Here is a 13,590-nt window from a genome sequence, read left to right on the forward strand (position 1 = left end):
CCCCGGGTAGGCTGTTCGACGTGGCTCTATACCGGAAGTACCGTCCCGCCTCCTTCGCCGACGTCGTCGGACAGGAGCAGGTGACCCGTCCCCTGTCGGTGGCCCTGGATTCCGGCCGCATCAACCACGCCTACCTCTTCTCGGGGCCGCGTGGTTGCGGTAAGACGTCCTCGGCCCGCATCCTGGCACGTTCCTTGAACTGCGTCGAAGGGCCGACCTCCACCCCGTGTGGTGTGTGCTCCTCGTGTGTGTCGCTGGCACCCGGCGGTTCGGGCAACCTCGATGTCATGGAGATCGACGCGGCATCGAACAATGGCGTCGATGACATGCGTTCACTCCGGGAAAGGGCCCAGTTTGCGCCGGCCGAGTCCCGTTACCGGGTCTACATCATCGATGAGGCCCACATGATTTCGGGCGCGGGTGCGAACGCACTGCTGAAAATCGTGGAGGAGCCCCCCGCACACGTCATCTTCATCTTCGCCACCACCGAGCCTGAAAAAATCATCGGCACGATCAAATCCCGCACCCACCACTACCCGTTCCGCCTGCTCACCCCCCAGGCGATGCGTGGGCTGCTGGAGCGCACGGTCGCAGACGAGGGAATCCACGTCGAGGACTCCGTTTATCCGCTGATTGTCCGCGCCGGCGGAGGCTCACCGCGTGATGCACTCTCCATCCTGGACCAGCTGATCGCCGGTTCCGGCCCCGACGGGCTGACCTACGAGATTGCGCTGCCCCTGCTGGGTGTCACGGACCTCTCGCTCATCGACGCCGCCGTCGACGCCCTCGCCACCGGTGACCGCGCCGCCCTGTTCACCACCGTCGATGACATCATCGAGGCGGGCCATGACCCGCGTCGCTTCGTCGAGGACCTGCTCGAGCGCCTCCGTGACCTGATGGTGCTGCAGGCAGTTCCGGAGGCCTTCGACCTCGGGCTCGTTGACGCCCCGGCCGACCGGGCGGAGATCCTGCGCGAGGAGGCCGCCTCCTTCACCGCCGGGCAGCTCGCTCACCTGGCCGCCACCACCAATGACCGCATCGCCGACATGCGGGGCGCCACCTCTCCTCGCCTGCTCCTGGAGATCCTCTGCGCGCACCTGCTCCTTCCCGCTGCCCCGGTCCAGAGCGCCGGGGGGGTGGCGGCGGCTGCGGCCACGGCCGCGTCGGCGGCCCCTGCTGCCGCGCCTGCCCGGCAGAACGGCGGAAAGCTCTTCGAACGGCCCTCCGCCCGCCGTGCCCGCGAGGCCGCCGAGAAGGGTGTGCAGGAGGCCCCGAAGCAGCCGGAGGCGAGCCCTTCACCCGCACCTGCATCTGACCCGGTGCCGGCGCCGGCACCGCCGAAGACCGTTCCCACCCCGCCCCCGGCACCTGAGACTCCCCGACGGCCCGAGCCCACCGACCCGGTTGCGGCGCTCCGTTCGCGCTGGTCGGAGATTCGTCAGATGGTTTCCGAGCGCAACAAGATCGCCGGCATCATGCTCGCAGAATCCCGTGTCCTGGGCCTGCGCGACGACACCCTCATTCTCGGACACAACACAGGCGCCCTGGCGGAACGTCTCAACGCGGAGTCGAACAACAAAGACATCGCCGCTGTCGTATCTGAAGAGGTGAAACGCGAGCTCAAGGTGCACTGCGTGATCGGCACCGATCCGGCGGCCGCCGGTTTCGCGGCGCAGCCGCCGAAGAAGGAGGCGTGGAACCCGCAGCGCGAGTCCCGCGAATCCGCTCGGGTCACCGAGGTCCCGACCCCTGCCCCGGCGCCCGCTCCGACCCCGACTCCGACCCCGGCACCTGAGCCGGTGCCGACGTGGGGGAGGCCGCGCGCGCTGGGTGGAGAGCCCGCCCCGGCCCCGCAACCGACACCCCAGCCGGTTCCTAAGCCGACGGCGGCGCCTGAGTCGGCCGGGGAAGAGTCGCAGCGCCGGCCGTGGGAGGCTGCCGTTGAACGCGGCCGTGCCAAGATGGCCGAGCGGGCCGCCCGCCCGTCCTTCGACGACGGTGTCCCTCTTCCGCCGGAGCCCATGGATGACGATGTTGAACCGGCCCCGCCGCGGGAGCCTGCACCGGAACCGGCGCCTGCGTCGGAGCCATCCCGTCGGGAGGAAGAGGAGATGATGGTCGAGGCGGCCCAGGAACCGGGCACGTTCGACCGTCGAGACGCGACGACAATCGCAGTCGAGCTGCTGGAGCAGGAGCTCGACGCACGGCGTCTGTGAGCCGGTAGACTTGCGCGCGTTCACTTCACACAACGAAAGGCCAGTCATGACCCAGCCGGATATGTCCCAGATTCTCGCCCAGGCGCAGGAGATGCAGGCGAAGCTGCAGCAGGCACAGCAGGAGATCCTCGCCTCCGAGGTGACCGGTACCGCCGGCAACAACCTGGTCACCGTCACCATGACCGGTGGCGGCGAGGTCACCAACGTGACCATCGACCCGCAGGTCGTGGACCCGGAGGACGTGGAGACCCTTCAGGATCTGGTCATGGGAGCCTTCCAGGACGCGCACGCCAAGGCCGGCGATCTCGCCGCGCAGAAGATGGGTCCGCTCTCCCAGGGGGGAGACCCGTTCGGCGGCATGCTGGGCTGATCGGGTGCCGGAAGTCGACCCCCGCAGTATTCAACTCGGGTAGCGTGGCGCTCACCGACCCATAAGAGGTGAGCCATGTTGAGTCGACTCGACGACCCGTTCTTCACGGATCCCACCGGTCCTGACCGCCCGCTCGTGTTGTTCCTGGGTGACGACATCGACGAGGAGGACCACGACATCCTGTTCCCCGCACTGCGGGACCGGGGTGTGGCGGTCGTCCGCGTCCACCCTGCTGATCTGGTTATTCGCCTGGACCGCGGGCGCATCATGCTCACGGTCCACGGTCGACAACTCGAACCGGACCTCGTCGTCGGCTGGGTGCTCGATGATCTGCTGCTGCCCGGCATGATCCAGCTCGATCTTTTCGCGCGTGCCGGCGTGCCGGTGATCAACGACGCACTCACTCTCTTCCGGGCACAGAACAAGTTGCTCGACAGCTCGATGCTCGCCGCTGCGGGAGCCCTGTTCTACCCGGTCATCTCCGGTTCGGACACCGCCGAATTCCGCGCCTGGCTGGATGATCTGGATGGTCCGGTCGTGGTCAAGCCGCTCTTCGGCCATGGTGGGCGTGGCATCGAGCGTATCGCCACCCCCGCAGAACGTGCTTCATTCATCGACCGGATCGCGCATGACGGGCGATCGTATTACGCGATGCCGTGGATCGAGAACCCGGGCCGTGACATCCGCGTGTACACCGTCAATCACCGGGCTGTCTTCGCCATGTACCGCTACGCCCCGCCCGGCCGGTGGATCACCAACGTGCTGGCTGGTGGCCTGATGAAGATGTGCCCGCTCACCGAGGACATCATTGAGCTGGCGGAACGGGCCTCACGCGGGGCAGGCACGCTGATCGGCGGAGTGGACATCGCCGAGAACCTCGACACCGGCGAACTGCTCGTCTATGAGGTCAACTCGTGTCCGACCTGCGAGCCGCCTGCGTTGAAGATGATCGCCGACTTCCTCGCGGCCGCCGTCCGGGATCTTGACCACGCCCGCGAGACCTGGCGTCCCGCCCGCGTATACACCGAATTCGATGGTTCGCCCGAACTCTTCCACGCCAGCAAACGCGACCGGCTCATGCCGCTCTCCTGAGGGGCGGTTCGGGGACGGCGGCCGCAGGCACTATCCTGGATCGGACGGCGCGGCCGGGTACCCGTGGCGCGCAACCTGAACTGAAAGGTGTCGGAAGCCGACGTGTTTGAAGGACCGCTCCAGGACCTCATCGATGAGCTCTCCCGGTTACCCGGCGTTGGCCCGAAGAGCGCGCAACGCATAGCCTTCCACCTGCTCAGTGTCGAACCCGATGACATCAACCGGCTCACCGCGGCCCTTGAGGCGGTTCGTGACGGAGTGACCTTCTGCCGCATCTGCTGCAACGTCTCCCGCGAGGAGGTCTGCCGAATCTGTGCAGACTCGGGTCGTGACCGCGGGATGGTCTGTGTGGTTGAGGAGCCGAAGGACATCCAGGTCATCGAGCGCACCGGCGAGTTCAACGGCCGGTACCACGTCCTCGGGGGAGCCCTCGATCCGCTGGCGAACGTCGGCCCGAAGGATCTGCACATCGCGGAGCTGCTGCAGCGCATCGGTGGGGTGCTCCCGGACCGCGAGCTCGCGGATTCGACCCCGGCCGCCCGGATCTACGATTCGGCCCCCGACATTCATGAGGTCATCCTCGCCACCGATCCCAATACGGAGGGTGAGGCGACCGCCTCCTACCTCGCGCGCCTGCTCCGGGACTTCCCGGGCCTCACGGTCTCTCGTCTGGCCTCGGGTATGCCGCTGGGCGGCGACCTTGAGTTCGTCGATGAGTTGACCCTCTCCCGTGCCCTGAGCGGTCGGCTGAAGATCTAATCGATAACAATGTTCCGCAACTTATGGGTTCCATCCCCGGATATTGTTATGTTGATCACAGTGCGCTGAGAGCGCTGAGAGATGCTCGAACAGCTGTGAGGCTCCGCGGTCTGCATCGGCTCGGCAGCGCGTGACCCGATCCTGTCGATTCCGCGGTCGGCCGAGATGAGAGGTTTCCCATGTCAGTCACCAACCGACCCCGTGTCCGCGCGGGACGTTCCCCGGTACAGATCGTCGCACTCATCGTCGGAGTTGTCTTTCTCCTGGTCGGTGTCGCCGGCTTCATTCCCGGCCTGACCACGAACTACGACGCACTGCAGATGGCCGGCCACGAATCCGAGGCGATGCTCCTGGGAGTCTTCCAGGTGTCGATCCTCCACAACATCGTCCATCTGCTCTTCGGCGTCGCGGGTATCGCGATGTCCCGGTCCGCGGGCGGTGCCCGCGCCTTCCTGCTGGTCGGCGGGCTGATCTACCTGGCACTGTTCGTCTACGGACTGCTCATCGACCATGGCTCGCCGGCGAACTTCGTCCCGCTCAACGACGCCGACAACTGGCTCCACCTGGGTCTCGGTGCCGCCATGGTGGGTCTGTCATTCCTCCCGCGCCTTACTCCGTCCGCTGAAACCGCTCACTGACATCGGACGGACGACCCTGCCGTCGGTTCCCCCCAGTGGGGTCCGACGGCAGACTCATGCGCTTTCAGCCCTCCAGTGCCTCATCCGCCAGCAGATAGCCGGGAATTGAGCCAACGGGGATGACTGCGACATCATGAATCTTCCAGTGCAGGCCGAGGAGACTTCGACGCACCTCCATTAACTGGGTCAGGCTCGGATCCTGGCCGGGTTCCGGGATGACGAACATCTCCACATGGAAGACATGGCCCTGGTCGCGCACACGGGCGGCAGCCTGTCTGACCCACGGGACAGCACGCGTGACTTTTTCTGCCTCGTCAATGAGCGGGTGTTCCTCGGAGTCATCGAAGCGGGTGGCGCGGGTGTCGGTGAGATCCTCGATGGATGCCTTGACGTTGGTCACGCCGTCGAAGACGATCGATGCGGCCACCAGGATCGCGGCTGCCGCGTCCAGCCACCACAGTCCGATTCCGATGCCGAGCACGCCGATGATGGTGGCCACCGCGGTGGACCAGTCGGCCTTATTCATGTCGGCGTCTGCGCGCAGCACCTTGTCGTGGAGCTCTTCGGCCAGCTTGAGCTTCATTCTGCCGAGGATGACCGGGATGATTGCGGTGGGGACCATGACGGCGATCATGAGCCAACCGGCCCAGAACTGGTGTCCGAAAAGCACGGTCGTGCCGACGGGCGGTTTCTCCAGACTGATCAACCCGATGAGGGAGGAGATCAGGACGATACTGCCCATGAGCAGAAGGGCAGTGCCGGCAACCAGGTGGGCGACCCCGATGGAGCGGTGGTGGCCGTAGGGATGCCTGATGCTGGGCTGGATGCGAATGACCCGTGCCGCGATGAGGAAAGCGATCGGCGGCAGCAGCGACAATGAGTCCTCCGCCCAGGCTGCCTGCATCGCCTGCGACTGCCCTGCGACCATTCCCACCACGACGACGGAGAGGACCAGGAAGCCGATGGTGATCCATTCGAGATGAATGGCCTTCGCGAGTGCCTTCTGCGGCCCGGCTGGGAGGGGGCCTCCGAGAGGGCCGGCGTCAGCGTCATTGACCCATTTCATCGTACTTCCCCCTGTTCGCGAGCGAGATGGCGTTCGAGTTCTGACAGCAGCTCATTCTCGCCCATCCGCACACCCATGACCATCTGCTCCTCCTGCCCACCGGCTGAGGGTACCTTCGCGTAAGGGCGCGTCATGGCCATGAGGGAGGACCAAGGGGAAGAAGTGGTCAACCCTCCGATGACGATGTCGAGCTCACCGTCCTTGATTCCAGTTGCCAGCACCGACTCGGGGCCGGGTCGCCATTCCACCTCGGCATCGATGTCCCCGGCGAAGCTCCTGATCAGGTCGGCCTCGATGCCTGTGGCCTCGCTGGTCTCCTCGTCGATCACCACCCAGGGTTGGTGTTCAGAAACCCCCACGACGAGAGTGCCGCCCCGGGCGCGGTCAAAGGTCCCGTCGACGTCGACCGGGATCGCCCCACAGCCTCCCAGTACCACAGTGGTGAGGACAACCCCCACTGCCGACAGAATGCGACTCATCTGGACATCCTCTCTGACTACGGCGGACACATTCATGAAGAGCTGGTGAAGTGCAGCCGAGGCGTCCGGACCCCGGTTACTTCAGACGCTCAAGGCGCAGTCGGTCGACCACGCCAATCTCCAGTGGTTCCAGGTCCGCCAGGGCGATGCCCAGCGCACGGGCGAGCAGCAGGTCGGCGAGCTGCGGATTGCGGGCCAGGACCGGTCCGTGCATGTAGGTGGCGATGACGCTGCCCTGCACGGCACCTTCGGCGAAGCGCTGGCGGCTGCCGTCAGCCACGTCCGCGGAGGCGGCGACGTCGCAGTTTCCGGTGCCGCGGGTGACCCGGCCGAGCGGCTCCGCGCCCGGACCGAGGAGGGTGGCCCCTAGGTGGTTCTCAAAACCGGTGAGCGGCTCCGTCAGCTCCGCGGTGATCCCTGCTTTGGTGGGTGTGGCGGCGACTTCACCGATGGCACGTTGCTGCAGGCTGACGGTGGTGGCGTCGAGGAGCCCGAGACCGTCCACGCTCTGTCCGCCGGCCCGGAAGGATTCGCCGAGGATCTGCATGCCGGCGCAGACGCCCAGAATGGGACGTCCCGACCAGGCTGCGCGGGTGAGGCCGCCGTCGGTGAGGAGGTGTTCTGCCGCCAGCGTCTGTGCGGAGTCCTCGCCGCCGCCGAGGCAGTAGACGCCCAGGTCGTCGGGAACCGCTTCGCCGAGCTGGATCGACTGGATCTCCGCCTCGAAACCGCGCATGCGGGCGCGCTGGCGCAGGACGAGGGCGTTGCCGTCGTCGCCGTAGGTGCCCAGAACGTCGGGCAGGACGAGTCCGATGGTCAGCTGCTCAGCCACGGTCATTCTCCTTGGTCAGTGCCCGCTTCAGGTCGCGGAAGGCGGTGTAGTTTGCCAGAACCTCGATGCGCCCGGGCGGGCAGGCGAGGATCGCCTCGAGGGGGTCGTTGAGAAGCTCGTGGTCTATGTCGGCGTAGGTCAGGCGGACGGCGAGGTCGGTGCCTCGTTCGCCGGCTGCTTTGACCGCGAGCCCCTCGAAGTCCTCGAAACGCACGTCCCAGAGCCAGGAGAGGTCCTCACCGTCGGCGACCTGCCCGTTGACCGCGATGACCAGACCGTCTGCGGAGCGGTCGACCATGGACAGGGCCTCCTGCCAGCCGGCCGGGTTCTTGGCCAGCAGCAGATGGATGTTGCGGTCACCGAAACGGATGGTGGAGTAGCGGCCGGCGACGTTGTCCACGCTTTCGGCGGCGAGGACGGCACGGGAGAGCGGAACATCGAAGCCCTCGACAGCGGCGGCGATCGCCTGGGTGGCGTTGCCGCGGTTGGCGCGCCCCGGAAGTCTGAGGTTCAGCGCGGATTCGCCGTGCGGTGAGACCAGGCCGTCGTCGGTGACGGTCCAGGTGGGGGTGGGGCGACGGAAGGTGCGACCGTCGGGAAGCGGCTTGACTGCCCACCAGTCGTCGGCGTCGCGGACGACGTGTCCGCCGGTGCGGGGGCAGGAGACGGAGTCGCCGGTCCAGCCGGCACCTGCCGCGACCCACACGACGTTGGGGGCGTCGAAGGCGACGGACGTCATCAGCACGTCATCACAGTTGGCGATGACCAGCATGTCCGGGTGACTGTTCACCGCGCCGCGCAGGGCGCGTTCGATCTTGTTGATCTCACCGACGCGGTCGAGCTGATCACGGGTCAGGTTGAGCAGCACCAGGGCCGAGGGAGTGAGCCGGTCGGCGACGGCGGGGACGTGGAGTTCGTCCACCTCGAGGACGAGGTGGGTGGCGTCCTTGCCGGCGAGGAGCGCGGAGATGATGCCGGCGTCCATGTTGTCGCCGCCGTCGTTGGTGGCGATGGTGTACTTCTCACGCATCGCGGCGGCAAGCATCCGGGTGGTCGTGGACTTGCCGTTGGTGCCGGTGACCAGCACGGCCGGGCGGCCGCGACTGAGTTTCTCCATGATGGTCGGATCGATGGCATTGGCCACCAGTCCGCCGATCATGCCGCCAGCTCCACGGCCGGTCAGGCGGGAGGCGGTGGTGGCGAGCCGGGCGGCGGTGGATGCCGCCGTTGATCTTAAGCGGCGCAGGACACCGGAAGTTGTGGAACTCATGCCACCACAGTAGTACTAGCGTCCGGCCCTGTTCTGTACGCGCGACACCGCGTCGAGGAACGCGGTGTCCGCAAGCAGCGGGATGCCCTTGCGTGCGGCGTGCATGGCCTTGCCCCGCAGATCGGTGGTCTCGTTGCACACCACGAGGCTGGTGGTGCGGGTGAGCTTCTCGGAGTAGACCAGCTCCGCCTTCAATGTCGCCTCGATGAGGACATCCGGATCCACCTCCACCTCCGGGGCGACGACGACCTCCATGCCGCGCACCAGATTCCGGCCGATGACATGGACCCCCGGGTTGGGGTGGGGGCGGGGAGCCTCCATGGCGTCGACACGGATGTGGGAACGCTGCAGACCGAAGCGGTCTGCCCGGAGGTCGGCGGGCAGGGTGGTGGACAGCTCGCCGTTGTCACGGATGGCGAAGAAGACGTCGATGAGTATGTCGTTGGTCTCCCGCGTCGTCTCATGCTCCGGCTGCCTTGCGCGTTCGACGGTGGCGACGGGCGATTCGGCCTCCACCTTGAGCGCCAGGGCGAGCCCGGCGAGGCGGGTGTCTTCCAGAGGGATCTGCTGGCGACGCGCGGAAGCGAGCGTATCGACGATCGCGGCCGGCTTCGGCACGTGCCCCACCCGCTGGCGACGACGCCGTCCCCGGCCGCGGCCCCGCCCGCGGGAACGGTTGGTGCGGGCGGCGGCGTTCATCGCGCGCCGGGCCTCGGAGACGATGAAGCCCCACACCCGGGGAGCGTTGTGGACGACGATCGTGCGGCCGTCGATGAGGCGGTTGAGGGTCCTGAGCACCTGGGAGAAACGCTGGCCCTCCGCGACCTCCTCGTGCGTCAGCCCGTGGTAGTGGTGCGGTCCGGGATCGCTGCCCGGATTGAGCACGGCGTGGAATTCCTCGCCGATCTCCCCGTCCTCGTTGAACGTGAGGACGTCGACCGCGACGAGGCGGGCCGTCGACGGGTGGATCCCGGTGGCCTGGATGGTCACTGCGGCAAAGGGGAATTCAGTGACTTCGGCGGCGAGGGCGTCCTGCTCGGTGTCACCGTTGGTCATTGTCATTGTTCAGAGTCTAGTTCACCAGGAAGGAGGGTCCGGACGGTGATCCGGTCGGAGCGTCGAGAAGCAAAAAGGGGGAGTGCGCGGGTGCGCACCCCCCTTCAGATCCCGGTGATACCTAGACCCCGCCGGCCAGGACCGAGGCCTTGCTGGCCAGGGCCCGGTTGACTGCGGAGGTCAGGGCCTTGAGGGAGGCGCGGGTGATGGAACCGGCGATGCCCACACCCCAGGCGGCGGAGCCGTTGACGGTGGCGTAGATGTAGCAGGCTGCCTCGGCGTCGTCACCCGCGGAACGGGACTGCTGGGAGTAGGACTGGACCTCGGCGTCGATGCCCAGCTGCTCGAGGGCGTTGGCGTAGGCGGCGACCGGACCGTTGCCGGTGCCGGTGATCCTGACCTCCCTGCCCTCGTGGATGACGGTGGCGGTGACCGATGCCTGGTCCTCGTCCGTCTCGGCGTTCTCCACGTGGACGGAGACCTGCTCCACGGGCTCGCGCACATCCAGGTACTCGGTGGCGAAGATGTCCCACATGTTCTTGGAGTTGACCTCGCCGCCCTCGGAGTCGGTGACCGCCTGGACGACGTTGGAGAGCTCCACCTGCATCTGGCGCGGCAGGTTCATGCCGTGGTCCGTCTTCATGATGTAGGCGACGCCGCCCTTGCCGGACTGGGAGTTCACACGGATGACGGCCTCGTAGTCCCGGCCGACGTCCTTCGGGTCGATGGGCAGGTAGGGGACCTCCCAGGTGGTCCCGCGCAGCTCGTCCCAGCTGACCTCGGTGCTGTCGGCGCCCGGCTTGACCTGGGATGCCATGGCGTCCAGGCCCTTGTTCACGGCATCCTGGTGGGAGCCGGAGAAGGCGGTGAAGACCAGGTCGCCGCCGTAGGGGTGGCGCTCGGCGACCCGCAGCTGGTTGCAGTACTCGACGGTGCTGCGGATCTGGTTGATGTCGGAGAAGTCAATCTGCGGGTCGACGCCCTGGGTGAGCATGTTCAGGCCCAGGGTGACCAGGTCGACGTTGCCGGTGCGCTCACCGTTGCCGAACAGGCAGCCCTCGATGCGGTCCGCGCCGGCCAGGTAGCCCAGCTCGGCGGCGGCGACGCCTTCACCACGGTCATTGTGGGGGTGCAGCGAGATGATGATGGAGTCCCGTCGCGCCAGGTGGCGGTGCATCCACTCGATGGAGTCGGCGTAGACGTTCGGGGTGATCATCTCGACCGTGGAGGGCAGGTTGATGATCATCGGATGGGACGGGGTGGGCTCCATGACCTCGGTGACGGCGTCGCACACCTCGCGGGCGAACTCCAGCTCGGTACCGGTGAAGGACTCCGGGGAGTACTGCCAGCGCCAGTTGGTGTCCGGGTAATCCTCGGCGATGCCCTTGATCAGTGCAGCCGCGTCCACGGCCAGCTGCTTGATGGCCTGCTTGTCCTTGCGGAACACCACACGGCGCTGCAGCTCCGAGGTGGAGTTGTAGAAGTGCACGATGACGTTCTTCGCGCCCTCACAGGCCTCGAAGGTACGGCGGATGAGGTGCTCACGGGCCTGGACGAGCACCTGGATGGTGACGTCATCCGGGATCATGTTCTTCTCGATGATCTCGCGGACGAAGTCGAAGTCCGTCTGGGAGGCGGACGGGAAGCCGACCTCGATCTCCTTGTAGCCCATCTGGATCAGCAGGTTGAACATGCGGCGTTTGCGCTCCGGGCTCATCGGGTCAATGAGCGCCTGGTTGCCGTCGCGCAGGTCAACGGCGCACCACTGCGGGGCGACGGTGATCTTCTTGTCGGGCCAGGTACGGTCCGGCAGCACGATATTCTCCACGGCCTCCGCGAAGGGGCGGTAGCGGTGTACCGGCATGGCTGAGTTGCGCTGCTTGTTCCAGGCGGGCTGGTCCTCGCGGCGCGGGCCGTCCGGGGTGCGGATCTCGGAGGGGGCGGAGATAAAGGAGTCGTTCGGGGACATGGTGTTTTCCTTTTCGGTTCTTCATGTGGCTGCCAGGGGCCGTCAATGGCCTTCACTGTAGTAGCCGGGGAGGTCTCGCCGCTGTTGATCAACGGGAGAAACGACCGGCAGCACCACACCCCGCGACGGGCTGCCGGTCGTTTCTTAGTGGACCTGGGACCCGCCGCGGCGAAGAAGAAGGAGGTTCGCGCGGAAGTACATGTGGGGAATCCTACACCGGAAAGTGTCTGAGACAACACACTTCTGCGAAGAATTGGGAAAACCCCTGGTCACCTGCCGAATTTCGACGATGTCCAGGGGTCTGTGGAGAATCGAACTAGAAGTGGGAGCTGACCACGCGGAACGGCCAGGTGACGAAATCCCAGGCGAAGACGAAGGGGCTGGAGAGCCAGCCGGCGACCTCAGAGGAACCGTGGAACATAATCCGTGTCCTTTCTATTGATGAACAAGCCACACGCCATTGTAGCGGCGCGGATATTCTGCGTCCACCACCAATGACGGTCCGGGCAATGTCAGAGGAGTGTCACAGCGACCGTCGGGTTTGCCGCGGCCGATGGAAAACGAGGGCGTCGGCGGCTCAGGTGGGGGAGTTGAGGAGCGGGAGCACCGGCACGATCGAGGAGGTCAGACCCTCGATGAGCAGCATGAAAGGGAGCGGGATGATGCTGAGCATGAATTCTCCTGACGATTGAGGTGTTGACACCCCCGATCATAGTTAGGATGGCGCGGTGGCCACCCGTGATTCCAGGCTGCGTCTGCTTGCCGACGCGGCCTTCGTGTTCCTTCTCGGCGTCGCCTTCCGCCTCTTCACTCTTGGTGTCATGGCCCGGGCCAACGGTGATCCGCCCGCGGGCCTGCTGACCGGGTGGGACTCGAAGTATTACCTGGCCATCGCGGAGTTCGGCTACTTCGAAGCTGACCTGAACACTGACGTCCCCGTGCATCACCGCACCCTGGCGTTCTTCCCGGGCTTCCCGGCGCTGGTCCGACTGGTTCATCAGGTGGCCGGGCTGGACATGTCGACGGCCGCCACGGTGGTCAACGTCGTGGCGGGCGTGGCGATGACCGCAGGTGTCATGGCCATCGCAGCCCGCATGGGGGCGGGTCGGGCTGGTCGGATCGGTGCGGGCATTCTGGTGTCTTCTGCGCCGATGTCCATCACCTTCTCGATGCCGTACTCTGAGGCGCTTTTCGGGGCCCTCGCCTTCTGGTCGGTTGTGGCGCTCATGGACCGCCGTTGGGGGACCGCCGCCGGCCTCATCCTCCTGCTCGGGTTCATCCGGCTGACCGCAGTGGCGCTGATCGGTGTGTTCGGACTCGTTGTGCTCCTGCAGGCGAGCCGGGACCGGCGTGCGTGGGCATGGCTGGCTCTGACGCCCTCAGCGCTTCTCGGTTATCTCGCCTGGGCGAGCTGGCACACGCGTGATGTCGGGGGCTATTTCGGCATCCAGGAGGCGGGCTGGCACTCCGGCTTCGACTTCGGCGTCGCGACGCTCCGCTGGGTGTGGATGGTGCTCACCACCAGCGGCGAGGGCGGTTATCTCCTGTCGGTGGGCGTCATGGTCGCGGCACTGGTGTCACTCGTGGCTGCCCGGGGCCGCATGCCCCTGGAGGTGTGGTGGTTCGCCGCCGCGATGGTCGCCACTGTCCTGCTTTCCGACGGCATCATGCACTCCCGGCCTCGTCTCCTCCTGCCGGCGGTGATCCTGCTCCTGCCCTGGGTGCTGTGGGGTGCGGAGAAACTTCCCCGGGGCTGGCAGGTGGCAGCAGCCGCCGCATGGGTGGTCTTCGGCGCGTGGTTCTCGGCCTACATGCTCGCCGTTTTCGAGTGGGCGATCTGAGC

General features: G+C 66.4%; 12 protein-coding genes. 6 read left to right on the forward strand and 6 right to left on the reverse strand.

The features are described 5' to 3' along the window. Window positions 1-20 precede the first annotated feature (20 nt). From CETAM_RS01275 to CETAM_RS01295, 5 genes are all read left to right on the forward strand, one after another. Complete coding sequence (locus CETAM_RS01275; protein WP_156226713.1) at window positions 21-2,216, forward strand: DNA polymerase III subunit gamma and tau; 2,196 nt, start codon at window positions 21-23, stop codon at window positions 2,214-2,216. 46 nt (window positions 2,217-2,262) lie between these two features. Beyond that, window positions 2,263-2,586, forward strand: a complete 324-nt coding sequence (locus CETAM_RS01280; RefSeq protein WP_156226714.1) for a YbaB/EbfC family nucleoid-associated protein — start codon at window positions 2,263-2,265, stop codon at window positions 2,584-2,586. Between the two features lie 75 nt (window positions 2,587-2,661). After that, window positions 2,662-3,678: an ATP-grasp domain-containing protein gene (locus tag CETAM_RS01285; RefSeq protein ID WP_156226715.1), complete on the forward strand. Its 1,017-nt coding sequence runs from the start codon at window positions 2,662-2,664 to the stop codon at window positions 3,676-3,678. Between the two features lie 102 nt (window positions 3,679-3,780). Next, window positions 3,781-4,437 (forward strand): recombination mediator RecR, encoded by a 657-nt coding sequence (gene recR, locus CETAM_RS01290; RefSeq protein ID WP_156226716.1) that lies wholly within the window; start codon window positions 3,781-3,783, stop codon window positions 4,435-4,437. A gap of 179 nt (window positions 4,438-4,616) precedes the next feature. After that, the gene (locus tag CETAM_RS01295; protein WP_156226717.1) at window positions 4,617-5,075 is read left to right on the forward strand and encodes a DUF4383 domain-containing protein; all 459 of its coding nucleotides are present in this window, start codon (window positions 4,617-4,619) and stop codon (window positions 5,073-5,075) included. A 64-nt stretch (window positions 5,076-5,139) separates the two neighbouring features. Here the strand turns inward: CETAM_RS01295 and CETAM_RS01300 are convergent, their stop codons facing one another. The 6 genes from CETAM_RS01300 to leuA all read right to left on the reverse strand — a co-directional run bounded on the left by CETAM_RS01300 (window position 5,140) and on the right by leuA (window position 11,747). Continuing rightward, window positions 5,140-6,141 carry a cation transporter gene (locus tag CETAM_RS01300; RefSeq protein WP_156226718.1) on the reverse strand — a complete coding sequence of 334 codons (1,002 nt, stop codon included), beginning with the start codon at window positions 6,139-6,141 and terminating at the stop codon, window positions 5,140-5,142. Next, window positions 6,138-6,620: a transporter substrate-binding domain-containing protein gene (locus CETAM_RS01305; protein ID WP_156226719.1), complete on the reverse strand. Its 483-nt coding sequence runs from the start codon at window positions 6,618-6,620 to the stop codon at window positions 6,138-6,140. The genes CETAM_RS01300 and CETAM_RS01305 overlap by 4 nt, the downstream gene beginning before the upstream one ends. A 76-nt stretch (window positions 6,621-6,696) precedes the next feature. Beyond that, complete coding sequence (locus CETAM_RS01310) at window positions 6,697-7,452, reverse strand: type 1 glutamine amidotransferase (RefSeq protein ID WP_231587544.1); 756 nt, start codon at window positions 7,450-7,452, stop codon at window positions 6,697-6,699. Then, window positions 7,445-8,722 (reverse strand): Mur ligase family protein, encoded by a 1,278-nt coding sequence (locus CETAM_RS01315; protein WP_156226721.1) that lies wholly within the window; start codon window positions 8,720-8,722, stop codon window positions 7,445-7,447. The genes CETAM_RS01310 and CETAM_RS01315 overlap by 8 nt, the downstream gene beginning before the upstream one ends. 15 nt (window positions 8,723-8,737) lie before the next feature. Beyond that, complete coding sequence (locus CETAM_RS01320; RefSeq protein ID WP_156226722.1) at window positions 8,738-9,784, reverse strand: exonuclease domain-containing protein; 1,047 nt, start codon at window positions 9,782-9,784, stop codon at window positions 8,738-8,740. A gap of 115 nt (window positions 9,785-9,899) precedes the next feature. Then, window positions 9,900-11,747 carry a 2-isopropylmalate synthase gene (gene leuA / locus CETAM_RS01325; RefSeq protein WP_156226723.1) on the reverse strand — a complete coding sequence of 616 codons (1,848 nt, stop codon included), beginning with the start codon at window positions 11,745-11,747 and terminating at the stop codon, window positions 9,900-9,902. 728 nt (window positions 11,748-12,475) lie between these two features. On the opposite strand from leuA, the gene CETAM_RS01330 reads away from it, so the two are divergent. Further along, entirely contained in the window at window positions 12,476-13,588 is a 1,113-nt protein-coding gene (locus tag CETAM_RS01330) for a hypothetical protein (RefSeq protein ID WP_231587545.1), read from the forward strand. The last annotated feature ends 2 nt before the right edge of the window (window positions 13,589-13,590 follow it).

It is taken from the genome of Corynebacterium comes (assembly GCF_009734405.1).
In the GTDB taxonomy this organism is placed as follows: Bacteria; Actinomycetota; Actinomycetes; order Mycobacteriales; family Mycobacteriaceae; genus Corynebacterium; species Corynebacterium comes.

Coding starts and splice junctions, on each gene's coding strand:
- CETAM_RS01280 (WP_156226714.1), top strand. CDS start 2,263: ATGACCCAGCCGGATATGTCCCAGATTCTCGCCCAGGCGCAGGAGATG.
- CETAM_RS01285 (WP_156226715.1), top strand. CDS start 2,662: ATGTTGAGTCGACTCGACGACCCGTTCTTCACGGATCCCACCGGTCCT.
- CETAM_RS01295 (WP_156226717.1), top strand. CDS start 4,617: ATGTCAGTCACCAACCGACCCCGTGTCCGCGCGGGACGTTCCCCGGTA.
- CETAM_RS01300 (WP_156226718.1), bottom strand. CDS start 6,141: ATGAAATGGGTCAATGACGCTGACGCCGGCCCTCTCGGAGGCCCCCTC.
- CETAM_RS01305 (WP_156226719.1), bottom strand. CDS start 6,620: ATGAGTCGCATTCTGTCGGCAGTGGGGGTTGTCCTCACCACTGTGGTA.
- CETAM_RS01315 (WP_156226721.1), bottom strand. CDS start 8,722: ATGAGTTCCACAACTTCCGGTGTCCTGCGCCGCTTAAGATCAACGGCG.
- CETAM_RS01320 (WP_156226722.1), bottom strand. CDS start 9,784: ATGACAATGACCAACGGTGACACCGAGCAGGACGCCCTCGCCGCCGAA.
- leuA (WP_156226723.1), bottom strand. CDS start 11,747: ATGTCCCCGAACGACTCCTTTATCTCCGCCCCCTCCGAGATCCGCACC.